Annotated in this window: 32 protein-coding genes and 1 pseudogene; 26 read left to right on the forward strand and 7 right to left on the reverse strand. The window is 32.1% G+C overall.

Annotation, left to right across the window (positions count from 1 at the left end; all coding sequences use genetic code 11):
• Positions 1 to 134: 134 nt before the first annotated feature.
• From kamA to yodN, 4 genes are all read left to right on the forward strand, one after another.
• Positions 135 to 1,556: a lysine 2,3-aminomutase gene (gene kamA, locus AC1Q8M_RS07310; RefSeq protein WP_492334127.1), complete on the forward strand. Its 1,422-nt coding sequence runs from the start codon at positions 135 to 137 to the stop codon at positions 1,554 to 1,556.
• Positions 1,553 to 1,825, forward strand: a complete 273-nt coding sequence (locus AC1Q8M_RS07315; protein WP_000995766.1) for a YokU family protein — start codon at positions 1,553 to 1,555, stop codon at positions 1,823 to 1,825. The genes kamA and AC1Q8M_RS07315 overlap by 4 nt, the downstream gene beginning before the upstream one ends.
• A 72-nt stretch (positions 1,826 to 1,897) precedes the next feature.
• Positions 1,898 to 2,113, forward strand: a complete 216-nt coding sequence (locus AC1Q8M_RS07320) for a YozE family protein (RefSeq protein ID WP_000750717.1) — start codon at positions 1,898 to 1,900, stop codon at positions 2,111 to 2,113.
• A gap of 249 nt (positions 2,114 to 2,362) precedes the next feature.
• Positions 2,363 to 3,025 carry a germination protein YodN gene (gene yodN, locus AC1Q8M_RS07325; protein WP_000101490.1) on the forward strand — a complete coding sequence of 221 codons (663 nt, stop codon included), beginning with the start codon at positions 2,363 to 2,365 and terminating at the stop codon, positions 3,023 to 3,025.
• 4 nt (positions 3,026 to 3,029) lie between these two features.
• On the opposite strand, the gene AC1Q8M_RS07330 is transcribed toward yodN, so the two are convergent.
• On the reverse strand, positions 3,030 to 3,185 hold the full coding sequence (locus AC1Q8M_RS07330) for a DUF3930 family protein (protein ID WP_000431486.1): 156 nt from the start codon (positions 3,183 to 3,185) through the stop codon (positions 3,030 to 3,032).
• A 149-nt stretch (positions 3,186 to 3,334) separates the two neighbouring features.
• On the opposite strand from AC1Q8M_RS07330, the gene AC1Q8M_RS07335 reads away from it, so the two are divergent.
• The 5 genes from AC1Q8M_RS07335 to AC1Q8M_RS07355 all read left to right on the forward strand — a co-directional run bounded on the left by AC1Q8M_RS07335 (position 3,335) and on the right by AC1Q8M_RS07355 (position 6,078).
• A complete protein-coding gene (locus AC1Q8M_RS07335) occupies positions 3,335 to 3,514 on the forward strand; it encodes a YozD family protein (RefSeq protein WP_000658451.1) in 180 nt (59 codons plus the stop codon).
• 110 nt (positions 3,515 to 3,624) lie between these two features.
• Positions 3,625 to 3,807, forward strand: coding sequence for a hypothetical protein (locus tag AC1Q8M_RS07340; protein WP_000473371.1), 183 nt, complete (start codon positions 3,625 to 3,627; stop codon positions 3,805 to 3,807).
• The gene (locus tag AC1Q8M_RS07345; RefSeq protein WP_000872058.1) at positions 3,807 to 4,628 is read left to right on the forward strand and encodes a serine/threonine protein kinase; all 822 of its coding nucleotides are present in this window, start codon (positions 3,807 to 3,809) and stop codon (positions 4,626 to 4,628) included. Before AC1Q8M_RS07340 ends, AC1Q8M_RS07345 begins: the two co-directional genes overlap by 1 nt.
• Entirely contained in the window at positions 4,610 to 5,365 is a 756-nt protein-coding gene (locus tag AC1Q8M_RS07350; protein ID WP_000486624.1) for a sporulation protein, read from the forward strand. The genes AC1Q8M_RS07345 and AC1Q8M_RS07350 overlap by 19 nt, the downstream gene beginning before the upstream one ends.
• 77 nt (positions 5,366 to 5,442) lie before the next feature.
• Positions 5,443 to 6,078, forward strand: coding sequence for a phosphatase PAP2 family protein (locus AC1Q8M_RS07355; RefSeq protein WP_000833369.1), 636 nt, complete (start codon positions 5,443 to 5,445; stop codon positions 6,076 to 6,078).
• Here AC1Q8M_RS07355 and AC1Q8M_RS07360 read toward each other — a convergent pair.
• The 3 genes from AC1Q8M_RS07360 to AC1Q8M_RS07370 all read right to left on the reverse strand — a co-directional run bounded on the left by AC1Q8M_RS07360 (position 6,068) and on the right by AC1Q8M_RS07370 (position 8,412).
• Positions 6,068 to 6,949 (reverse strand): cation diffusion facilitator family transporter, encoded by an 882-nt coding sequence (locus AC1Q8M_RS07360; RefSeq protein WP_141549504.1) that lies wholly within the window; start codon positions 6,947 to 6,949, stop codon positions 6,068 to 6,070. The two genes, AC1Q8M_RS07355 and AC1Q8M_RS07360, sit on opposite strands and share 11 nt — an antisense overlap.
• A gap of 352 nt (positions 6,950 to 7,301) precedes the next feature.
• Positions 7,302 to 7,616, reverse strand: coding sequence for a thioredoxin family protein (locus AC1Q8M_RS07365; RefSeq protein ID WP_000658787.1), 315 nt, complete (start codon positions 7,614 to 7,616; stop codon positions 7,302 to 7,304).
• Between the two features lie 265 nt (positions 7,617 to 7,881).
• A complete protein-coding gene (locus AC1Q8M_RS07370; protein ID WP_000627262.1) occupies positions 7,882 to 8,412 on the reverse strand; it encodes a GNAT family N-acetyltransferase in 531 nt (176 codons plus the stop codon).
• Between the two features lie 203 nt (positions 8,413 to 8,615).
• Between AC1Q8M_RS07370 and AC1Q8M_RS07375 the strand changes: the two are divergent.
• The 5 genes and pseudogenes from AC1Q8M_RS07375 to AC1Q8M_RS07395 all read left to right on the forward strand — a co-directional run.
• A pseudogene (locus AC1Q8M_RS07375) lies at positions 8,616 to 8,762 on the forward strand (2TM domain-containing protein); the annotation flags it as partial.
• Between the two features lie 212 nt (positions 8,763 to 8,974).
• Positions 8,975 to 9,250: a hypothetical protein gene (locus tag AC1Q8M_RS07380; protein WP_000355690.1), complete on the forward strand. Its 276-nt coding sequence runs from the start codon at positions 8,975 to 8,977 to the stop codon at positions 9,248 to 9,250.
• 143 nt (positions 9,251 to 9,393) lie between these two features.
• A complete protein-coding gene (locus AC1Q8M_RS07385) occupies positions 9,394 to 9,645 on the forward strand; it encodes a DUF3947 family protein (protein ID WP_000500102.1) in 252 nt (83 codons plus the stop codon).
• Positions 9,646 to 9,782: 137 nt separating this feature from the next.
• A complete protein-coding gene (locus AC1Q8M_RS07390; RefSeq protein ID WP_001278087.1) occupies positions 9,783 to 10,319 on the forward strand; it encodes a C1q-like domain-containing protein in 537 nt (178 codons plus the stop codon).
• Positions 10,320 to 10,477: 158 nt separating this feature from the next.
• Positions 10,478 to 11,053 carry a complement C1q domain-containing protein gene (locus AC1Q8M_RS07395; RefSeq protein ID WP_000122945.1) on the forward strand — a complete coding sequence of 192 codons (576 nt, stop codon included), beginning with the start codon at positions 10,478 to 10,480 and terminating at the stop codon, positions 11,051 to 11,053.
• Between the two features lie 685 nt (positions 11,054 to 11,738).
• On the opposite strand, the gene AC1Q8M_RS07400 is transcribed toward AC1Q8M_RS07395, so the two are convergent.
• Positions 11,739 to 11,933: a hypothetical protein gene (locus AC1Q8M_RS07400; RefSeq protein ID WP_098855545.1), complete on the reverse strand. Its 195-nt coding sequence runs from the start codon at positions 11,931 to 11,933 to the stop codon at positions 11,739 to 11,741.
• Between the two features lie 265 nt (positions 11,934 to 12,198).
• Between AC1Q8M_RS07400 and AC1Q8M_RS07405 the strand changes: the two genes are divergently transcribed.
• The 7 genes from AC1Q8M_RS07405 to AC1Q8M_RS07435 all read left to right on the forward strand — a co-directional run bounded on the left by AC1Q8M_RS07405 (position 12,199) and on the right by AC1Q8M_RS07435 (position 16,547).
• Complete coding sequence (locus AC1Q8M_RS07405) at positions 12,199 to 12,366, forward strand: hypothetical protein (protein ID WP_000392277.1); 168 nt, start codon at positions 12,199 to 12,201, stop codon at positions 12,364 to 12,366.
• Positions 12,367 to 12,643: 277 nt separating this feature from the next.
• A complete protein-coding gene (locus tag AC1Q8M_RS07410; RefSeq protein WP_000540668.1) occupies positions 12,644 to 13,642 on the forward strand; it encodes a glycoside hydrolase family 25 protein in 999 nt (332 codons plus the stop codon).
• A 202-nt stretch (positions 13,643 to 13,844) separates the two neighbouring features.
• Positions 13,845 to 14,696: a peptidylprolyl isomerase PrsA gene (locus AC1Q8M_RS07415; protein WP_000727353.1), complete on the forward strand. Its 852-nt coding sequence runs from the start codon at positions 13,845 to 13,847 to the stop codon at positions 14,694 to 14,696.
• 320 nt (positions 14,697 to 15,016) lie between these two features.
• The gene (locus tag AC1Q8M_RS07420; RefSeq protein WP_000864277.1) at positions 15,017 to 15,235 is read left to right on the forward strand and encodes a hypothetical protein; all 219 of its coding nucleotides are present in this window, start codon (positions 15,017 to 15,019) and stop codon (positions 15,233 to 15,235) included.
• A gap of 248 nt (positions 15,236 to 15,483) precedes the next feature.
• Positions 15,484 to 15,714, forward strand: a complete 231-nt coding sequence (locus AC1Q8M_RS07425; protein ID WP_000050521.1) for a KH domain-containing protein — start codon at positions 15,484 to 15,486, stop codon at positions 15,712 to 15,714.
• Complete coding sequence (locus AC1Q8M_RS07430) at positions 15,669 to 15,890, forward strand: hypothetical protein (protein WP_255263009.1); 222 nt, start codon at positions 15,669 to 15,671, stop codon at positions 15,888 to 15,890. The genes AC1Q8M_RS07425 and AC1Q8M_RS07430 overlap by 46 nt, the downstream gene beginning before the upstream one ends.
• 321 nt (positions 15,891 to 16,211) lie before the next feature.
• Positions 16,212 to 16,547, forward strand: coding sequence for a YolD-like family protein (locus AC1Q8M_RS07435; RefSeq protein ID WP_002093988.1), 336 nt, complete (start codon positions 16,212 to 16,214; stop codon positions 16,545 to 16,547).
• 208 nt (positions 16,548 to 16,755) lie between these two features.
• On the opposite strand, the gene gerPF is transcribed toward AC1Q8M_RS07435, so the two are convergent.
• Complete coding sequence (gene gerPF, locus AC1Q8M_RS07440; protein WP_001141569.1) at positions 16,756 to 16,971, reverse strand: spore germination protein GerPF; 216 nt, start codon at positions 16,969 to 16,971, stop codon at positions 16,756 to 16,758.
• A 207-nt stretch (positions 16,972 to 17,178) separates the two neighbouring features.
• Here gerPF and AC1Q8M_RS07445 point away from each other — a divergent pair, with 207 nt between their 5' ends.
• The 5 genes from AC1Q8M_RS07445 (at position 17,179) to AC1Q8M_RS07465 (ending at position 19,938) form a co-directional block, all read left to right on the forward strand.
• Positions 17,179 to 17,514, forward strand: a complete 336-nt coding sequence (locus AC1Q8M_RS07445) for a hypothetical protein (protein WP_000651909.1) — start codon at positions 17,179 to 17,181, stop codon at positions 17,512 to 17,514.
• A 44-nt stretch (positions 17,515 to 17,558) separates the two neighbouring features.
• Positions 17,559 to 17,759: a hypothetical protein gene (locus AC1Q8M_RS07450; protein WP_000915134.1), complete on the forward strand. Its 201-nt coding sequence runs from the start codon at positions 17,559 to 17,561 to the stop codon at positions 17,757 to 17,759.
• A gap of 142 nt (positions 17,760 to 17,901) precedes the next feature.
• Positions 17,902 to 18,609: an SDR family oxidoreductase gene (locus AC1Q8M_RS07455; protein WP_001189038.1), complete on the forward strand. Its 708-nt coding sequence runs from the start codon at positions 17,902 to 17,904 to the stop codon at positions 18,607 to 18,609.
• Between the two features lie 243 nt (positions 18,610 to 18,852).
• Positions 18,853 to 19,527, forward strand: coding sequence for a DUF6944 family repetitive protein (locus AC1Q8M_RS07460; protein ID WP_001069869.1), 675 nt, complete (start codon positions 18,853 to 18,855; stop codon positions 19,525 to 19,527).
• Positions 19,528 to 19,725: 198 nt separating this feature from the next.
• Positions 19,726 to 19,938 carry a YqaE/Pmp3 family membrane protein gene (locus AC1Q8M_RS07465; RefSeq protein ID WP_000990219.1) on the forward strand — a complete coding sequence of 71 codons (213 nt, stop codon included), beginning with the start codon at positions 19,726 to 19,728 and terminating at the stop codon, positions 19,936 to 19,938.
• Between the two features lie 64 nt (positions 19,939 to 20,002).
• Here AC1Q8M_RS07465 and AC1Q8M_RS07470 read toward each other — a convergent pair whose 3' ends face one another.
• Entirely contained in the window at positions 20,003 to 20,212 is a 210-nt protein-coding gene (locus AC1Q8M_RS07470) for a KTSC domain-containing protein (RefSeq protein ID WP_000977080.1), read from the reverse strand.
• Positions 20,213 to 20,422 lie beyond the last annotated feature (210 nt).

Below are 20,422 nucleotides of genomic sequence, written 5' to 3' on the forward strand. Positions count from 1 at the left end.
TGATTTCATACAACGCTTAAAAATATTTTTTCGCTTATGTAATAGGGTTCTCCGCACATTTACTTATCAACAATGTAAAGTTGGCATAACTATTGCTTATATAAAGGATGAGCGTATAAAAAGGGGGAATAGCAATGTTACATGATGTATACAAACCAAATCGTCACTGGAAGGATATCGAATTATGGAAAGATGTTACTGAAGAGCAATGGAATGATTGGGTTTGGCAATTAACGAATACGATCAAAACGTTAGATGACTTAAGAAAAGTAATTAACTTAACACCTGAAGAAGAAGAGGGCGTTAAAATTTCAACGAAAACGATCCCGTTAAACATTACACCGTACTATGCTTGGCTAATGAATCCTGATGATCCACGCTGTCCGATTCGGATGCAATCAGTACCGATTTCGGAAGAGTTATATAAAACAAAATATGATTTAGAAGATCCGCTTCACGAAGATGAAGATTCACCAGTTCCAGGGCTAACACATCGTTATCCGGACCGTGTACTATTCTTAGTAACAAATCAATGTTCTATGTATTGTCGTTACTGTACACGCCGTCGTTTTAGTGGACAAATTGGAATGGGTGTACCGAAGAAACAATTAGATGATGCGATTGCTTATATTAGTGAAACACCACAAGTACGAGATGTATTAATCTCCGGTGGTGATGGACTTCTAATTAACGATAAAATTTTAGAATATGTATTAAAAAATTTACGTGAGATTCCGCATGTTGAGATTATTCGTATCGGAACGAGAGCACCAGTAGTATTCCCACAACGTATTACAGAAAATTTATGTAACATTATTAAAAAATACCATCCAGTATGGTTAAATACACATTTCAATACATCTATTGAAATTACTGAAGAATCGAAAAAGTCATGTGAAATGTTAGCGAATGCTGGTGTTCCAGTCGGAAACCAAGCAGTAATTTTAGCTGGTATTAACGACAGCGTTCCAATTATGAAAAAACTTATGCATGACTTAGTAAAAATCCGTGTACGTCCATATTACATTTATCAATGTGATTTATCTGAAGGTATCGGTCACTTCCGTGCACCAGTATCTAAAGGTCTTGAAATTATTGAAGGTTTACGTGGACACACATCTGGTTATGCTGTTCCGACATTCGTTGTTGATGCGCCAGGTGGAGGCGGTAAAATTGCACTTCAACCAAACTATTTAATCTCACAAAGTGCAGATAAAGTTGTACTTCGTAACTTTGAAGGTGTTATTACGACGTATCCAGAGCCAGAGAGCTATATTCCAGGAAGAGCGGAAGGATACTTTAAAGAGATTTATCCGAACTACGAAGAAAAACGTTCAGATGTTGGTATCGCAGGTCTTATGAGCGATAAGAAATTTAACCTCGTTCCAGACGACTTACAGCGTATGAACCGTCGTAAAGACTATGAAGATAATGATACGCATGCATCTTTAAAAGATAAACGTGATAAGCGTGATCAATTAAAAGATAAAAAATATCAAGCACAAATGGCTAAATTAGAAGAAAACGACAAAAAAACTGAGGGTGATGCAGTATGAATTGTATGTGGTGTGACAGTACAGAAGCGAAAGAAAGCTTGAATACTGTATATTGGGAATTACCAGATGGTACGAAAGCCATTGAAATCCAAAAGACACCATGTATTTCTTGTTCCTCGTGCGGGATGGACTATCAATCAGACCATACAGTAAAAGAAATTGAAGATCAATTATTTTTAATTTACACGAAAGATTTACCAAAACAACTAACGTATGAAGAATTAATGGGAAGACCGCGTCTATTAAAAAGAAATTATTTCGACTTTTAACCAGCTTTTATGCTGGTTTTTTTCTTTTTCGCCTTGTATAATGTACCCAAGTTAGAAAGGTAGGGAATATTTTTGAAAAAAACATTTTACCATTATATGATGAAGCATCGTGCAGCTTTATTTAGAAATGAAATTTCAGATTTAGCAGAGGCGATGTATGATGATTTAAGTTTTCCGAAGCAATCTGAAGACTATGATGAAATTAGTTCATACTTAGAGTTGAGCGGAATGCTAGAAAGTATGTCTATATTTGATGAAGCCTGGGATTTATACATACAAGATAGATAAAAACTATTTGAAAACATACAGAATACATTACTTTGTTTAAAGTGAAGTATTCTGTATGTTTTTTTATACGAAATTTGTTGATTTGAAGCTAGTCTAGTTACTAGCTTTTTTTTGAGTGTAACGTAAATTTTATAAGATTATAATTTTTATTGAAAAAATTTATGAATATAAGCTTCTGTGATAAGCGTTTTTATGTAGGTTGCATATACTGATATCAAAATCACGACGTCAAAAAAAGGAGAGATAGAGATGGCAAGAAAAAAACAACCTAAATACAACGTAGGGGACATAGTCGTGATTACGCTATATGGAACCGTTGGGAAAATCACAAATATGAAGATTTTAGATGGAGTTTATGTATACGAAGTCAATAATCACGATGGATTTTACGTAGAGCAAACATTGCAGCACGTTACAGAGCAAGATATGAAAAAGGGCGATACGGAGTGGATTGAATTAAATTATAATTTCACGTTTGGTGATCTTGTGCAAGTAACTGGATATGATAAAGATGTTTTCCGTATTGTTGGTTTTCGTACAGAAGTATGGAGATATAAGAATGACGCATGGGAAGATACAATTTATGAATTGTCACGGATTACGGATGGTGAATGGTTAGAAGCGGATGAGTCAGATTTAACGTTACTTGCGAATGCTCAAACGGCAAATGCAATTTTGAAGAAACTGAAACAAGATAAAGCAGGTATGAATAAATTAGATTTAGGTAAGTTAAAGTCAATTAACAACTCGAAAAAAGTGAGTGTTAAGACGAATCGTCAAGAAATCATTGATGGGTTACTTGATATTTATAACGATTATCAATTATTGTTCGATACATTTAAAGATGAAGAATATAAAATTGTAATGGATGTTGTTCATAATTATTTAGTTAAATTGACAGAGAAAAAATAGTTAACTAGAAAGAGAGAATAAATTGAACAACAACATATGCAGTATAAGGTATGCCTACAACTATTAAAAAAATAAAAAGCCACTTTATAAGAGAGTCTGCCCATTGATCTTCATGCATGAACTCTTCTTTTGTTTGTCCTACTTCATATTGATTTTCCATTATTATTTCCCCCTTTGAATAGCTTGTACTACAATCGTATGCATCTCGTCCAAAGCTTATGACCTATAAAAAAATAAAATCTATTTTTCTAATCTCATATACATAATTTTGAGATTTTTTCATAAAACAGAAATAAAGGAGTGATGCTCATGAAGGAAATTGAAGTCGTGATTGATACGGAAGAGATTGCGGAGTTTTTTTATGAGCAACTAATTGAAAGAGGGTACGTCCCAAAACGAGAAGAAATTGAAGATCTCGCAGATATTACATTTGAGTATTTATTAGAGAAATGTATGATTGATGAAGTTTTTGATGAAGAGGATGAATGAAAGTAACGACGGGCATAACTCGTCGTTTTTTACTCTTTACAAACCTGTCACAAATATAGTCAATAATTATTGGTATAATGAAAAGGAAATTTTACTCAAGAGGTGAAGGAATGTTCAAAAAAATTATTGATTCTTTATTAGGAAAGAAAAAATATCGTTCGTATTCAAGTAGTGATTATCGTCGTAGAGGGCGCTCTTATTCAAGTAGCGATTATAAACGACGTTCATCTGGTTATGGACATCAACATTATAAAAGAAAACGTAAAAGCCGTAGCTTCTTTTCAAGTAGCTGATGAAATGGCGTCGTGTACTAGCTTTATTTGATAGACCACTGCGAAAAAATACAATTGTTGCAGAACGTTATAAAATTGAATCAGTAATTGGAATGGGCAGTTATGGGGTTACATATGTCGTTAATGATTTACAAATAAATAGATATAAAGTCTTAAAACAATTAAGACAAAGTAAACAAAGATATGAGTCTGGTAGAAAATCATTTGAACAAGAGAAAATGATTTTACAAACATTGAATCATCATGCAATTCCTAGTCTATATGATCATTTCATATGGGAGAAAAAGAGCTTCTTTGTAATGGAGTACATGCCTGGTAAAAATTTTGAAGATTATATTTTCATAGATGGGTATGTATATACAGAACGTGAAGTTTTTGAGATTTTATATGAAATATTAGAAATTGTATCGGTGTTTCATAGTGAAGGCATTATTCATCGAGATTTACGCATTCCAAACATACTAATGAAAGAAAATCAAATTAGTATTATTGATTTTGGATTGGCTAAATGGAAAGGTGAGGATGATGAGCGAGCTACAACTTACGAAGGTGAACAAGCTTTGATGCGAGAAGTTCACTTTCGTAGTGACTTTTATGCGCTCGGTCATTTCTCATTATTTTTATTATATGCAGGATATGAATCTAATGAAAAAAAGGAAAAACCATGGTACGAAGAATTAACTTTGGAAAATTATAATCGCGAAATGCTTATGCGAATGTTACAAATAAAAACGCCGTACTATGAGAACGTACAAGATTTAAAACAAGATGTAGCTTCTGCTTTAGAAAGGATGAAGACTCCATGTTTCAAAAATTTTTAGCAAGCGTTGGTATTGGAAGTGCAAAGGTAGATACTGTTCTTGAAAAAGATGAGTATATTGTTGGGGAAGAAATAGTTGGAAAGGTTCATATAACTGGAGGTTCAGTTAGCCAACAAATTGAAAGCATTTACTTAACATTATCGACGTCTTATGTACGAGAAGTGGATGATAAAAAAGTAACAGCAACATATGATTTAGAGCGAGTACGCTTAACAGAACCTTTTTCTGTAGAACCGAATGAAAAAGTTGAAATTCCATTTTCTTTTCCAATGCCAATTGAAGCACCACTTACACTTGGTATGAAAACGGTTTGGATTCATACAGGTCTTGATATTAAACGTAGTATAGACCCAAGTGACCGCGACTACGTTCAAGTGTTACCCAATGCATTATTAAGTAGTGTTTTAGATAGTGTAAATGAATTAGGGTTTAAAGCACGTCATATAGAATGTGAAGAATTACCGCATCGATTATGTAAGCAAGTTCCATTCGCACAAGAATTTGAGTTTATTCCGGTTTCTGGAGAGCATTATGGGAAATTAGATGAATTAGAATTATTAATCTTGCCACGTGCATACGACCGACTAGAAATTATTATGGAAGTAGATAGAAAATCCCGTGGTTTAGCTGGATTATTCGCTGAGGCGCTTGATCTTGATGAGAAGGTGATTCGTTTTACCGTAACAAGAGAAGATATCCCTGAGATGAAGCAAAAAATTAATAATTATATTTTTTAATAAACTATGCATAAAAAAGAAATGGAGAGGAAAACTAAAACAACCGCTCCATTTTTTTGCATAGTGAGGTTATGTATGTGAAACGATATCGACATTTATACTTGCTAAGTTTTACGTTACTCATTTGTTTTGTCGTATTATCACTTTCGTATCATACCGCTTGTATTGAGAATTTCGACAATATAGTCGCACATTTTATTCAAAGCTTTCGAAACGATTATTTGACGACCTATTTTACTTGGGTGTCTTTTATCGGTTCCAAAAGAATATATTTTCCATTACTCATTATTCTTGTAATGTATTTTCTCGTTAGAAAAAAGTTGCTTAGTGCGTTACTTCTAACAATTAATTACTACGGATCTCGTTATTTAAACAGTATGCTTAAACTATGGTACGAACGAGCAAGACCTGATGTCACGCAGCTTGTTACTGCAACTGGATATAGTTTTCCGAGCGGTCATACGATGAATGCTACTGCTTTTTTAGGATTTATTGCATACGTCACAATTACTGAAGATCGTATTTCATTGCATAAAAAATTATTAATTATTCTTATAGCAAGCTTTGTTGTATTATCTATTTCAGTTAGCCGAATATATCTTGGCGTGCACTATCCATCTGACGTATTAGCAGGATGGGCAGCTGGCGGTAGCTGGCTCGTTTTATGTGTTATATTTCATAAAACGTTCATAAAAAAAGAACCTATGTCATAATAGGTTCTTTTTTCATTGGCTCAACATGAATGTGTGCATGGTAAATTCCAAACTTTTTGCGAAGCATAGCCTCGATATTGTCAGTAATACAGTGACTTTCTCCAACATCCATACGAGCATCTACTTCAATTGTAATATCAACGTACGTTTGATTCCCGTACATACGAGCTCGAATATCTACAATGTTTTCCACACCGCCAATATGCTCAATAGCATCAGCGTATTCCTCCATTTTATCAGGATCAATTCCATCTGTTAGCATATGAGAAGATTCTACGAAAATCTCCCATGCAGTTTTACAAATAATAAGACCTACAATTAAAGCGGCAATAGGGTCTAAAATAGGCATTTGGAACTGAGAACCGACAATACCTACTACAGTACCAATACTTACGAGTGCATCTGATAAATTATCCTTTGCAGCGGCTTCTAATGATTTACTTTTTGTTCGTGCTGCAATTTTTTTCGTATACAAATACACGCAGTACATAACGACAGCAGAAAATAAAGCAACCCATGCAGCGAGTACATTAGGTGCTGTTTGTTTCGGATTTAAGAAAGATTGAATGGCACTAATAACAACTTCTAATCCGACTGTTGCCATAATGAAGGACGCAACAAGTGATGCGATTTGTTCGGCCCGCGAATGCCCATACGGATGATCTGGGTCACGAGGTTTACGAGATATTTTTAGACCAATTAATATCGCTAAAGAAGCACCGATATCCGTTAAGTTATTTAAACCGTCAGCACGTAATGCACTAGAGAGGGTAATATAACTGATGATGATTTTCATAGAGGATAAAAATATGTAGGCCATAATGCTGACAATAGCACCTTTATCAGCTTCTTTATGAGAAAGAGTATCCATTTTAATCACTCACCTTTCTTTAAAGGAATTCTTTCTATAAATAGAGTATCAAACGAAAGTCGTGTGGGTCTATACAAACATTGTTGACGTTTTATAGCTTTTTAAGAAGGGGATAACAAAGTTTCGTGAAGGAAAAATATGTTGAAAAGTACAAAGTCAGGGTGTAAACCGAATTGGAGTTTATTTACTAAAGAGATAGGAGGGGAGATGGATGAAGAAACGAATACTTTTCTTACTATGTATTATTCTTATAATGACAAGGTGTAATTCATTAAACGATGAAAAACGTCAAAAGATAAGTGTGAAAATAGATGAAAGCCCTCTGAAAAATATTTTCCAGAGGGCTTTTATTTTAGTATGCTTCTAAAAACTCAGTAACTTGCTCTTCAGTTTTTGCGTTAGCACTATGTAAGTGGCCTAACTTCTCACCATTTTGGTATACAAGTAAACTTGGAATACCCATTACTTGATACTCTTCAGCGATACTTGGAAACTCATCTTTATTAATAGAATACCATTCAAATTTATTGAACTCTTCCATTACATCTCCGATAAAGTTGTCCATACGTACGCAATCTGGGCACCATGTAGTAAAGAACTTAACAACTACAGGCTCCTCGCTTGCGATGATGTCTTTGAATTCTTGTTCTGTTTTAATTTCTTTCATAAGTAAAACTCCTTTCAATATCACACGAATTTATATGCAAAATTCGTATTTGCAAACATGTTGCAAACTTATTATTTGTTTTTTAGTTTTGTAGTTCGTTCACACTTATAAAATTGTATGTAACATGACTGCGCTACTAAGTGTGAAAATAACGGAACCTCACTTTTCTTTATAAGCTTTTTCCAGGATTGTGTCAAACTTTTGAATTTTATACAGAAATTAAAGAAGCCCACACTTTGATTGAGTATGGGCAGAGGGACTAAAATTAATCGCTTATTAATTTCGAATAGATATTTAAATCGATAAGCTTTCCAGCTGATTTTTCGCTCTTTCTCAGAGTACCTTCAAAAGTAAAGTTTAATTTTTCTAATACTTTTATGGAATTTACATTTGCAGGTTCAACTTTTGCTTCAACACGATATAGTTTTAGATGTGTAAAAGCATAATCTAATAAAGAGGATATTGCTTCAGGTGCATATCCTCTACCCCAAAATGTTTTTGAAATATCATAGCCAATCTCAGTCTTTGAGTTTTCAAAATCTAAGGAATTATAGCCACATGAACCGATAATGTGATTAGATTCTTTTTCAATAATAGTAAAACGTATAGCTTTATTATTTTGAGCGAGTTCGTTAAGGAATTGAATCATATCTTTTGCCTGGTTCTCATCAGTGAAATTACTTATATTCATGAATTTAGTAACATCAGGATCAGACCATATTTTAAACATACTTAGTGAATCAGATGCTTTCATTTTCCTTAAATATAATCTCTGTGAGTGTAGTTCTGTAATCAATACTTTTACCTCCGTTATGTTGTAATGATAGGTAGATTAAAAATATTGATATCTGCGCATAATTCAGTCCCTTCTAGATTAATTAACTTTTATTATACAAGAAAATTACTACATTGAACAAAGGCGTTAATTGGAGGTAACGAAATGACAAACTCATCAATTGAATATTGCGTTCAGTGTGATTAAGAAAGTGGTGTATAAAGATGGGACGAGATGAGAGTTACTTCCAAACTAAAAAAAGAGTAGATAATTTAAAAACATTTTACATTCATTTAACCATCTACATACTAGTCAATCTGATGCTTTTTTACTTTTTAAGTAGTGAATTAGCTATTTTTTATTTTAATTACAAAAATTGAATAAGGTTAGAAATTATATGGTTGTAATGGGAATTGAGGGATATGAATAAAAAATTTTATCCCGCATTAACGGGCAGTAAGCCCCCACTGATTAAAGTTTCACTTTATTAGGGATTTGCCTTAAACATTTATTACAGTCAAGAATATTTATAATAATATGAACTAAAAAAGGTCCAATTTTTGTAATGTTGGAGGGGATTATTGTGGACATAACTCAAAGCGTGGCAAGAATAGTGGTTAATGGGAAAGACCTTTCTTTCACTTCAGTTCAAACCTCTGCATGGAATCATGGACCTGTAAATGATTTAATCATTACGACGAATCAGAGGGTGAATGAGCTTTTTCAATTCATGTGGTCACAAGTACCGGTTACGATGTCGATATATTTTCTTCAAGGGGCGGATTTACTTAGGTTCGTTAGGGTTGCGGGAATTAATGAGCGTGTAACAGGAGAATATGTATATCATTTCATTTGGTAATAAGAAGGAGTCAAAGTAGTCTAGCAGCTACTTTTTTATTTTGTCATTTGAATATAAGCGAGCGGACTAGCTTTATAGTACCCACTGAAATAAAGAATCATAATATAATTTGTAATAAATTATACGGAAGTGAGTTGAAAATCATGTTTTATTCATATTTTAATTCTCAAGCTGGCATGCGACCAGCGTATGGTACGTCTATAACGTATAGTGGAGCACAAAGTACAGTCCAAGCTATTCAACAAGCATTGCAAATGCAACAACAAATGCAAATGCAGCAGCAAGGTGTACAACCATATTACTCATCCGTAGAGTATTTTTACCCAGTACATCAAGTTACACCGTACGGAAGTTCTTTTCTGACTATTCCATATGGGACTGTATACAACTTATAACTAGTAAGGAATGAAGTGGTGTATATAAATAAGGGTGCAGGTTAATAGCGCCCTTATGAATAATAAAAATAGCTAGTCCAAACCTTATAAATCAATCTTACATAATATGTAGTAATAAGTTTGAAAGGGGAATTAGTATGTCTTGTTATTACTACTGTAAGTATTGTAAGGAGTATAAAAAGAAGCATCATGATTGTTGTAAGAACACTTGTAAGTGCCATGATAACAAGGACAATCTTGTTAGAGCATCCGCATTTAGAGCTAGAAATACAGTAAATCAAAATGTTCCTGCTAATACTTTTGTGAAAGTGTTATTTCAAAATGAACAATTTGATTTAGCGAATGAGTATAATCCAGCAACATCTATTTTTATGCCGAAGACTAAAGGAGTATATTCTATTATTGGAACGATTGGTTTCTTTCCAAACGATCCAACTTTAAATTATAGAGCGCGTGTAGAAATTCGTGTGAATGGAAACGCAGCGATAGCTATAGATAATGACTTTTTTGGTCCCATAAGTTTTGGAAATGTAGTAAGTGTTTCGACGATTGTTCAATTGAATGCAGGGGATGAAGTTGAGATTTATGCACAAAGTAGTATAGATGGAGTTTTAAGTCCTTTAGAAGATGGTGCACATTTTGAAGCAGCAAGATTTCCTTCTTCAATTAAATAAAGTCATTAAACAATGAGTTTACAGAAGCTTAAAGGTAAACCCTCACCGAAATGGTGAAGGTTTTTTACTCTATTAAAAATAGTAACAGGTCGTCCAAGCTATTCTAATCTATATAGCATACTATGTAAAAATAAGTGTAAAGGAAAGGGGGACTAGCTATGTCTTATTATTACTGTAAGTATTGTAAAGATTACAAAAAGGAAAGTCATGATTGTTATAGGAAAAGTAGTAAATGTGATAGGAAGTATGTAAAGGTGAAGTGTTGTGATGATAAGAAAGAGGAGCTTGTAAGGGCATCGGCATTTAGAGCTGTGAATACAGTTAATCAACCTGTTCTAGCAAATACTCCTGTTAAAGTATTATTTCAAAATGAACAATTTGATCTAGCGAATGAATATAATCCAGTAACATCCATTTTCACTCCGAAAACTAGAGGGGTATATAGTGTATTAGGAAATATAACATTTTCTCCAAATGATTTTAATGTGAATTACAGAGCTAGAGTAGAAATTCGTGTGAATGGAAATCCAGCAATAGCGATAGATAATGATTTCTTTGGAACAGGAGTATTTTTTAATAATGATGTTTCCGTAACTACTATTCTTCAATTAGAAGCAGGAGATGTAGTTGAAATTTTTGCAGAAAGTAGTATTGCTGGCGTAATTGTACAAAATGTTAATGGTGTAAATACGGTTCACTTTGAAGTGGCAAGATTTCCTTCTCCAATTAAATAAAACAGATCATTAAATGTTTTTTAGTAGGTTTAGTTAATCCCCTTACCAAATGGTGGGGGATTATTATTGTTTTTCTAAAATATATAAGTAAACAGGTTAAGTATAGTTTAATTTGTAAGGGTTTCAATCTTCTTCAGATAATAAACAGAATAATAAGTAACATGCTTGTACAAACTCATTGTTAGTAAGTTTACTAGTTTTCTTATAGAACAAGAAAGAAGGAATACATAAAAGATCGTATCGTTACGTTTTTTCTTTACTATATAGAAATTATATATTGAACATAGATTTGTGAAGGTAATACTAATACACTGAAAAATAACATAAAGGCGATTACACTATATAAAAACAAAATCAATCCTAAGATGAGTAGTATTGGATGCAGCTTGAACATATTTGACCTCCTTGAGTATATAAAGAATTTTAATATATTATTGGTCAATTTAGAAGGGGGACGGTTGCATAAAAAAAGAGCATACATAATAAGTACGCTCTAAAGAAAGATAGGTTTTATGAGTGGATAATCTCCATACGATAATATATGTTCTTTTAATAAAAACGTGTAAAAAATCAATGAATTATCAATGGAATATCATAAAATGTGTAATTTTAGTTTAGGAATGCATTTATTTTCTTTCTCAGTTATTTTAGGTAACAAATTTGTGAAAATCGTACATTATGCGGACTAACAACGGGATAGCGATCGTACTTCAGTCACATATTTATTAAAGTCTGGATATTGCGTGATAGTTTGACATTTAGGGGTGCATAGTTGATTAATTATAGACACATTTGTAATTACTTCGTTACAAGGACCGAAAAATGTAACTTTTAGTTTTGAATTTGGTGGGATTTTGAACACGATAGGTTTTTTTTCCATGAAATCAGCTCCTAATATTGAGTATTATAAGTTAAAGGATGTAGAGTCGTATTAGTATAATATGAAACTTCAGTGGATTTGCTTATAATAAAGAATTTCATAGTAGTAAAATTGCTTAAAGATGTAAAGGGGAAATTGAGAATGCGAAATAAAACGTTTAATTAATATAATCAATAAACACGCAAATGGTTAATGTAACTAATGCATTTTTTTATTTTCTACATATTATGTTAGTAAGAATTGTATAAGGAGGTAGTATAAAATAGTGGAAGAAAATGTACAAGCTCAGCTTTCGCCACCGTGGATCACATATTTTAATGAATTAAAAAATTCAATAGGTGCTGATCCAACTGTTACAGTTGGGCCGCTTATTCCTGTTGGTGGTAATTATATTATTTTAGTGCATGCGTTAAGTTTGGAAGTTTTAATTTAATAATGTAGGGGGATGTTTTCTAATATCCGTAAAAATGATTGATACCTGGATTGATAGGACGAGATTACATAACAAATGAATAGTAGGGTATATTTCAAATATGAGAATGTTTTATATGGTATATATGTTAAAGTTAATAGAAATATTTCTGAAAGAGAATATATTTTTTAAAACAGTAACGATTCTTTTTATTTATATTATAGATAGCTAGTTTTAGAGAGATAAGGCTTACAATAAAACAAGCTATGAATAAGACATTAAAAAGGAGCTGGAATGTATGGGGTATATTGTAGATATTTCAAAATGGAATGGAACTATCAATTGGGATATTGCAGCATCTCAGCTAGATTTAGTGATTGCTAGAGTTCAAGATGGCTCTAATACGGTGGATTTTATGTATCAAAATTATGTTAGTGAAATGAAAAAGTATAGTATCCCATTCGGTAATTATGCTTTTTGCCGTTTTATATCTATTGCTGATGCAAAGAAAGAGGCACAAGATTTTTGGAATCGTGGTGATCAATCAGCTAAGTTTTGGGTGGCGGACGTAGAAGTTCAAACGATGGCAGATATGCAAGGCGGGACACAGGCATTTATTGATGAATTACGCCGTTTAGGTGCGGAAAAAGTAGGATTATATGTAGGGCATCACATGTATTTATCATTTGGAGCACGTAATATTGAAGCTGATTTCGTATGGATCCCTCGTTATGGAGGGAATAAGCCAGCATATCCATGTGATATTTGGCAATATACGGATTCAGGGAATGTTCCTGGGATTGGGAAATGTGATCTGAATCGATTAGTAGGAAATAAGTCACTTTCTTGGTTTATAGATTCGAACAAAGCAAATCAATCTAACATAGTGTATAAACAGCAACCGAATGGCATTGGTATTGCAGTTTCGAAATATCCTGATGGATACGGAATAAATTTATATGAGAACCCCATGAATCCTCAATTTACAGGTGCACTCACTCAGAAAATTCCATATTTAATCTTAACAGGTTATTGGGGAGGCGGTGAGCAAGATATGATTTGTTTAGGGAACGATAAGCAGTGGGCATATTTAAAACATTTTAAGGTGAAATGGTTTTATGCAACTTCGAAATATCCTGTCGGCTACAGAGTAAATTATTATGAAGAGCCTGAATGTATGAATTATAAAGGAAATATAGATGGATCGACATCTTTTCGAGTGTGGGGTAGAGTGGGAAATGCGGTAGATATCGGGCAGAATAGTTGGATACCTGAAGAACATGTAAGTATTAAGTAACTATAGCAGCCGTATTGTTTTTGAGGTGTATGTAAAGAGTCTTCTTACTATACATAATAGTAAGAAGACTCTTTATGTTTAAAAATGGAAATGCATGATACATAGTCAACTCATATGAAATGAATTACATGCAGAAAACACACTGTTTTCACAATGCCTGTGTATAGTTAATTTGCATAATGATAAAAGTGAGGTATTTGAATTGAAAAAGAAAAAAATATTTATTGGAACAATTATTTCATGCGTGATGCTAGCATTATCTGCATGTGGTTCTTCAGACAACGTAGTAACATCAAAAGTAGGAAATGTTACAGAGAAAGAATTAAGTAAAGAATTAAGACAACAATATGGAGAAAGTACTTTATATCAAATGATGTTAAGTAAGGCATTGTTAGATAAATATAAAGTTTCGGATGAGGAAGCAAAAAAGAAAGTAGAAGAAGCAAAAGATAAAATGGGTGAGAACTTTAAATCAACTTTAGAACAACTTGGATTGAAAAATGAAGATGAATTAAAAGAAAAAATGAAGCCAGAAATTGCATTTGAGAAAGCGATTAAAGCAACAGTCACAGAAAAAGATGTGAAAAATAACTATAAACCAGAAATGAAAGTAAGTCACATTTTAGTGAAAGATGAAAAGACAGCTAAAGAAGTAAAGGAGAAAGTAAATAATGGTGAAGATTTTGCTGCCTTAGCAAAACAGTATTCAGAAGATACTGGTTCAAAGGAACAGGGCGGGGAAATATCTGGTTTTGCTCCTGGACAAACTGTGAAAGAATTTGAGGAAGCTGCGTATAAATTAGATGCAGGCCAAGTAAGTGATCCAGTTAAAACAACTTACGGTTACCATATTATTAAAGTGACGGATAAAAAAGAATTGAAGCCATTTGATGAAGTAAAGGAAAAAATTCGTAAAGATTTAGAACAACAAAGACTACAAGATACGACAGGTAAATGGAAACAACAAGTAGTCAATGATTTATTGAAAGATGCTGATATTAAAGTGAATAATAAAGAATTTAAAGATACATTTAAATTTCTAGAAAAGAAATAATGATTGTAATCATAATTAGAAAAGGGAACTCATATAGAGTTCCCTTTTCTAATTAGTGTGTGAGTTATAAATAGATAGTAAGACAATACAATATTACATTTAAATATTAAGAATTACAATGGGAAATAATGGATATCGAACATAATTTAAAAAATAATACATATAATGTTTTTGAATAAATATTTAATATGGATAATTAGTAAAAAGCTGAGCATTCGAATGGAAAGGATGTTCTTTTTGGTGTGAAAATTTTAGGATAAATAATGAATCGTATTAAACGCGTCATTTACCACATCAATAAATTAAGGTGGGGAGAATATATGAAAGTAATCTTTCAAGGAGAGGGCGGCGCGAAAATTTTTGAGTCATATGATGAAAATGTAAGTGATTTATTAGCTATATTAAAAGAAACGAAAGGGATTAAAATCGGGATTGTTGAGTATAAAGTGTTAAAGTACGAACTTAATTATTTTCGTCATCCGAAAAAAGCGGATACAGAGAGAGAGTTACATATAATAGTACAACCTAAGTATATGTAATGAAATATAATAATAAAAATCACTGATTCAGTTTTGTAAAGTTTCATAGAGTATGTAAGAAAAGAGAGTGTTGTAAATGCTCTCTTTTCTTATGCTTTGTGAGTTCGTTCATCATAGTATATGTGTTCAGTTATAGATGGTTAATAAACGAAAAAATTTAAAACTTTTTTGTTTAGGCAGGGATTTTATATTTGAGTAAATAAATATACTATGAAGTATTTTTTATACGAATATTGGAGGAGTATAAAATGAGTTTAGCAAGTTACATAGGCTGTAATGTAGAAATTCCGTTAACGGAGCCCGATTCTAATGATGTAATTGTTTTTGGACCATGTTTTGCAGATGAAAGTATGCTTGAAATTGTACAAGAGTATCAATTCCAAAAAAATTACATATATGAGGTTTCAACTAGTTGGGGAATTGAACTTGTCGAGTGGCAAAACGTAAAGGAAAAAAAGAAGCGAAAGAAAAACTTTTAACTTTATGCAAGATTATGGAAGGTTATTTGGAAGAAGGAGACTATTTCGAATTATTCAGTTGTTGGGTTGGTGATGAAGATAAGGAACGAGTAGGGGAATTGAAATTAAAAATAAATCATTTTAATATAGATGAATTATGTATTCCAGAAAGAACATTAGTTAGGATAGAAAAATAAACATTGAAATATTTTTTAAGAAAAGGCGATTTCACTTTGTGTGAAGTCGCCTTTTAGTTGTTATATGCATTTTACATAAGAAATGAGAAGTTTATTTGATAAAGGAAAAAAGTATGGAGATAAATAAAATTATGTTTTTTGTTAAAAAATAATAAGTATGGCTCTTCTCAAAAGAACGTAAGTTCGTGTATAATAAGAACGAATGTTCTTTTGAGAGGTAACCTAATTATAGTTTAGAAGTAAATCCGAGTTTAGTGCGTATTAAAAATAACTAAGGGATAGTATGGCTAAATAAATGTATAAATGATCAAGGAGATAAAAATGAACGATGTAAAGATACAAAAGGAAGAAAGAGAGTGGGTTCCGTTTACAGTAATATCCGAACAACTTTTAAATATGAGAAAGATTATTGGAGAGAAATTAAAAGTACAAAAACCGCTTTTAACAAACGAAGCAAAAGAGAGAATTTCTGATAAATTATTAACGTCATTACTGTCTGAGAAAGAAATATTGGTAACATATTTTGAAGATGGTTACATACTAACAAACTACATGACTGTTGTACATATCAATCCGGTAAAACAAATTGTAATTTGTACAGACGCCTTTTATAAAACTTACGTATTTAACGCTATGGATATTATTGAAATAACGTAAAAGAAGCTGAATATTAAATGGCAGCTTCTTTTATTTCTGATTTATGAGACAAATAATACAAGAAAAAGCAGCTAGCTTCGTGCTAGCTGCTGAGCCCCAGGGAAAGGGAGAAAAAGATAGGGTACTCCAAAATCAACAAGAGCTGTCAAACAGCCTGATTATAGTATAGACAAATTAAGATTTTCTATACTAAAAGTTGAACATAAGATTAGGCTGTACCCACTTGGTTTTGATCTGCAAGGTCAGAATCAAATGTATTGGTCGCGCTAACACCGCTAAAAGTATTAACAACAAAACCAACGTTTGATGCGCCAGAGCCATTATAAGCTTTCGTATTTTCTTTTGGAGAAACGTTGTAGAAATCACCTAAGTTAAATGAACCATTACTATTTTGTACAACTAAATTCCCTACAACTGATGGCATAATTTTCACCTGCTTTATAATAAGTTGTTAACATTACTATATGGAGTTATAGTCCAGATGGTTCATATAATAAAAATTGTGGAATAGTAAAACGTTTGGAGCATGGATTTCAATAAAAGTGTGTTAAAATTAATATAATAAAGTTGAGTAATTTTTTTAAAAAATTTGTATAATTGATATATACGAAAATAAAGGAGGCAAAATGTAATGAAAGATATTATGAAAAAAGTTGATTTAACAGATGCCAAATCAAGTAATCTTGTTGCACTAATTTATAGTAATGAAGTTATATTAGTTGAAGACGCATTTTGTCCAAATGAAATAAAATTAAAGTTTAATGAAATTGCAATTTTATCTGCAATTAAAACAGCTCATATTGCGAAAGTGTCTATTAGGAAAGAACTTGAAGCGCTTTTTCATGATACGGGTGTTATATTAGTGAAACAAAATGTTGATTATGGTAGTAGCCAATCTATTACCATGCATTTTGAGCAATTTAAAAAATTGCAATATGAGATTGAATATTTAAATAAAAGTATGTAATAAGGCAGCTAAATAAAGGTTCTATCATAAAGGTGGAATGTGTTGTGTTGAAAAAGTGGTTTGAAAATTATTTGGGTGAATCGCATTGTAAACATAAATATATTTTTATTAAGATGCAGGATAATGAGGATTTTAAAAAAGATACATTAGGTGTAGTTTATATTTACCAGTGTGAAAAATGTGGAAAAGAGAAGTTGAAATGTAAAAACGATAATGAAATAAACAATGAATTTTTAGATATATAGCAAAAAGTAACCATGATGGTTACTTTTTTTATTTATGTATGCAATATCAAAACCATTACTAAAGTATGAGTTGAGTTAATACTATAGTAAATGGCTGAATAAAAATGAAGAGAGTAAGATATAGGGAAGGAGGATGAGAGAAATGCAGAGAAAAGAAATTGGTAAATCTGTAATTATTACAGGTGTGACACAAGGGTTAGGACGTGCGATGGTTGACCGATTTGATGAATTAGGGTGGAACATATATGGTTGTGGACGTTCAAAAGATAAAATTGAAGAACTAAAAAAACAGTACAGTAAAATACATGATTTTCAAGTAATTGATGTTTCAGATTCTCAGCAAGTTAACAACTGGGCAAATTATATACTTAATAGACATACGGCTCCCGATATGATAATAAATAATGCATCGATTGTAAATCAAAATGCACAACTTTGGAAAATTACGGCTCAAGAATTCGAAAATGTAATGAATGTAAACGTGAATGGTGTAGTAAATGTAATAAGAGCGTTTGTTCCCGCAATGGTAGCTAGGAAAGAAGGAATTATCATTAATATGAGTTCTAGTTGGGGGAGAGAAGGTGAAGCTGAGCTTGCGCCATATTGTGCCTCAAAATTTGCAATTGAAGGTATCACTAAATCTATGGCACTGGAATTACCTCATGGCATGGCTGTAGTTGCTTTAGATCCTGGAGGGAGTATTAGTACTCCAATGCTGAAGTCATGTGCGCCACAATATATAAATGAATCACCTACACCTGAAACTTGGTCACATAAAGCAACTCAATATATATTGAATATAACAATAGATAAAAATGGAGATTCACTGACATGCCCAGCATGCATATAAAAAGCACCTTTAAGGTGCTTTTTATATTAGTAGCACATTATATCATTCACAAAATTACATTTAAAAAATAAAATAAAAGATTAAGGGTGGAATTTATTTATTCCGCTATTTGCCGATTAGTAAGACCCCTACCTCAAAATTCAGCGAAAGCAAAGAATTTAGGAGGGGGATGAAGAAAACCCCACTGATTAAAGTTTCACTTTATTTTGAAAGGTTTAGAAAATATTTAAATAGGTGATAAAAATGAATCCAAGCGGTTTAAAAGTTACAGGGGCATGGTTTCAAGTAGGTGGGAACCTTACAGCTGCAATTGGAACGACAAGAGGATTTATTGGAGAAGAGAAAGTTGAATCGGATCTCGTTATTGTAGGAAGCTCATTACAAGCCCTCGGGTATATATTACAAATCATTGCGAGCAATTATGATGATGGGGAAGAAAAAAGAGAAAATCAAAATATAGGCTTAGAGAATCAAAGTAAATTACTTGATCAAATAGGAATTGAGCTATTAGCATTAGGGAATATATCAAATGTAATAGGAACATATTTTAATATAAATGAACAATCGAAAGAAAATGATTATCTTATTATTACAGGGAACAGTTTACAATCGATCGGTGCTTTTTTAGGAGTAGAAGCAGCTTTGATGGATATAAATGTACTACAGAAAATTATTATATTAGGTAACTCCATGCAAAGTTTAGGTGCTGGATTACAAGCGTATCAAGGTGTTTCAAATGTATTGAAAGATGAGAGAGAAAATGAAGATAGTATTTTTGATAAGAAGGATGAGAGAATAATTGCACTCATTGGTATTTGGATACAAGCGATAGGAACGTTAATTTCTGCAATTGGAGTAACTGCAATAGAGGAAGAAAATAGGCTAGAAAACAATGAAAAGGTTGAAATACTTATATAAATAGAAGGAGATACATGAATTTTATAGGTACGTTAAGATTAAAATAGTAGTAGGTTTTTTTGCCTATAGATAGAATATATAAAGTAAGAGATGTTATATATACTTAATGAAAATTTATGTAACAACAACATCATAAGGTTTCTTTACGTATGTTTTGAAAAGGGATATATAAAATACAAAATAAGGAGTTTTCAAGGGATGATGTATTTATTAGCAATTTTTCTTCCACCTGTTGCTGTACTATTTTGTGGAAAACCAATTCAGGCAATAATAAATTTCATATTAACATTAATATTTTGGGTGCCAGGAGTTATACATGCAATTCTTGTAGTGCATGATAAAAAAGCTGATCGGCGTTTGAAAAAACAAATTCAAGCATATGATGAAATTAATAAGAGGAATCGAAGATAATTCATCTGTGAAATGTTTTTAAAAGAAAGGAGGATTAACCTCCTTTTTTTAGTGGGTGTTAAGTTTAAATTTTTGTGTGGCGGAAAGAATTTTTAATATAAGTTTTATGATAATAACTTTTAGATTGTGCATGTAATAGGCCAGTATAAATACTTTCTGGTACATTAAAGAAATCGTACATACCATTCTTTAATTGGATTCGCAAAATCATAGAAAAAGGATTATAGCCAACAGCAACTATATTTTTTGAAATCACGGGAGATAGCTTCATCATTACGCAACTCCTCACTTTTCATTTTTAATAATTTCTTGTAGATATTGAGGTTGTGAAGTTGAAATCCTTATAAATTAAGAGGTATTATACTTATATGCAATATATTAAATGTTTGTTATACGTAATTATAAGGAAGTTCACACGAAGTACATATCGTTGTGCTATTTTTATTTCACCTTTGATTTATAAATAAGAAAATATTGACCATTT

The sequence above is a fragment of the Bacillus sp. GW823-FHT06A10 genome (assembly GCF_058795375.1).

What these genes read in the sequence shown, in the direction of transcription:
- yodN (WP_000101490.1), top strand. Translation starts at nt 2,363, where the DNA reads ATGGCAAGAAAAAAACAACCTAAATACAACGTAGGGGACATAGTCGTG.
- AC1Q8M_RS07400 (WP_098855545.1), bottom strand. Translation starts at nt 11,933, where the DNA reads ATGGAAAAAAAACCTATCGTGTTCAAAATCCCACCAAATTCAAAACTA.
- AC1Q8M_RS07410 (WP_000540668.1), top strand. Translation starts at nt 12,644, where the DNA reads ATGGGGTATATTGTAGATATTTCAAAATGGAATGGAACTATCAATTGG.
- AC1Q8M_RS07470 (WP_000977080.1), bottom strand. Translation starts at nt 20,212, where the DNA reads ATGATGAAGCTATCTCCCGTGATTTCAAAAAATATAGTTGCTGTTGGC.
- AC1Q8M_RS07365 (WP_000658787.1), bottom strand. Translation starts at nt 7,616, where the DNA reads ATGAAAGAAATTAAAACAGAACAAGAATTCAAAGACATCATCGCAAGC.
- AC1Q8M_RS07435 (WP_002093988.1), top strand. Translation starts at nt 16,212, where the DNA reads ATGAACGATGTAAAGATACAAAAGGAAGAAAGAGAGTGGGTTCCGTTT.
- AC1Q8M_RS07460 (WP_001069869.1), top strand. Translation starts at nt 18,853, where the DNA reads ATGAATCCAAGCGGTTTAAAAGTTACAGGGGCATGGTTTCAAGTAGGT.
- AC1Q8M_RS07335 (WP_000658451.1), top strand. Translation starts at nt 3,335, where the DNA reads ATGAAGGAAATTGAAGTCGTGATTGATACGGAAGAGATTGCGGAGTTT.
- AC1Q8M_RS07390 (WP_001278087.1), top strand. Translation starts at nt 9,783, where the DNA reads ATGTCTTGTTATTACTACTGTAAGTATTGTAAGGAGTATAAAAAGAAG.
- AC1Q8M_RS07385 (WP_000500102.1), top strand. Translation starts at nt 9,394, where the DNA reads ATGTTTTATTCATATTTTAATTCTCAAGCTGGCATGCGACCAGCGTAT.
- AC1Q8M_RS07340 (WP_000473371.1), top strand. Translation starts at nt 3,625, where the DNA reads ATGTTCAAAAAAATTATTGATTCTTTATTAGGAAAGAAAAAATATCGT.
- AC1Q8M_RS07465 (WP_000990219.1), top strand. Translation starts at nt 19,726, where the DNA reads ATGATGTATTTATTAGCAATTTTTCTTCCACCTGTTGCTGTACTATTT.
- AC1Q8M_RS07395 (WP_000122945.1), top strand. Translation starts at nt 10,478, where the DNA reads ATGTCTTATTATTACTGTAAGTATTGTAAAGATTACAAAAAGGAAAGT.
- kamA (WP_492334127.1), top strand. Translation starts at nt 135, where the DNA reads ATGTTACATGATGTATACAAACCAAATCGTCACTGGAAGGATATCGAA.
- gerPF (WP_001141569.1), bottom strand. Translation starts at nt 16,971, where the DNA reads ATGCCATCAGTTGTAGGGAATTTAGTTGTACAAAATAGTAATGGTTCA.
- AC1Q8M_RS07420 (WP_000864277.1), top strand. Translation starts at nt 15,017, where the DNA reads ATGAAAGTAATCTTTCAAGGAGAGGGCGGCGCGAAAATTTTTGAGTCA.
- AC1Q8M_RS07350 (WP_000486624.1), top strand. Translation starts at nt 4,610, where the DNA reads ATGTTTCAAAAATTTTTAGCAAGCGTTGGTATTGGAAGTGCAAAGGTA.
- AC1Q8M_RS07360 (WP_141549504.1), bottom strand. Translation starts at nt 6,949, where the DNA reads ATGGATACTCTTTCTCATAAAGAAGCTGATAAAGGTGCTATTGTCAGC.
- AC1Q8M_RS07315 (WP_000995766.1), top strand. Translation starts at nt 1,553, where the DNA reads ATGAATTGTATGTGGTGTGACAGTACAGAAGCGAAAGAAAGCTTGAAT.
- AC1Q8M_RS07425 (WP_000050521.1), top strand. Translation starts at nt 15,484, where the DNA reads ATGAGTTTAGCAAGTTACATAGGCTGTAATGTAGAAATTCCGTTAACG.
- AC1Q8M_RS07455 (WP_001189038.1), top strand. Translation starts at nt 17,902, where the DNA reads ATGCAGAGAAAAGAAATTGGTAAATCTGTAATTATTACAGGTGTGACA.
- AC1Q8M_RS07330 (WP_000431486.1), bottom strand. Translation starts at nt 3,185, where the DNA reads ATGGAAAATCAATATGAAGTAGGACAAACAAAAGAAGAGTTCATGCAT.
- AC1Q8M_RS07445 (WP_000651909.1), top strand. Translation starts at nt 17,179, where the DNA reads ATGAAAGATATTATGAAAAAAGTTGATTTAACAGATGCCAAATCAAGT.
- AC1Q8M_RS07345 (WP_000872058.1), top strand. Translation starts at nt 3,807, where the DNA reads ATGAAATGGCGTCGTGTACTAGCTTTATTTGATAGACCACTGCGAAAA.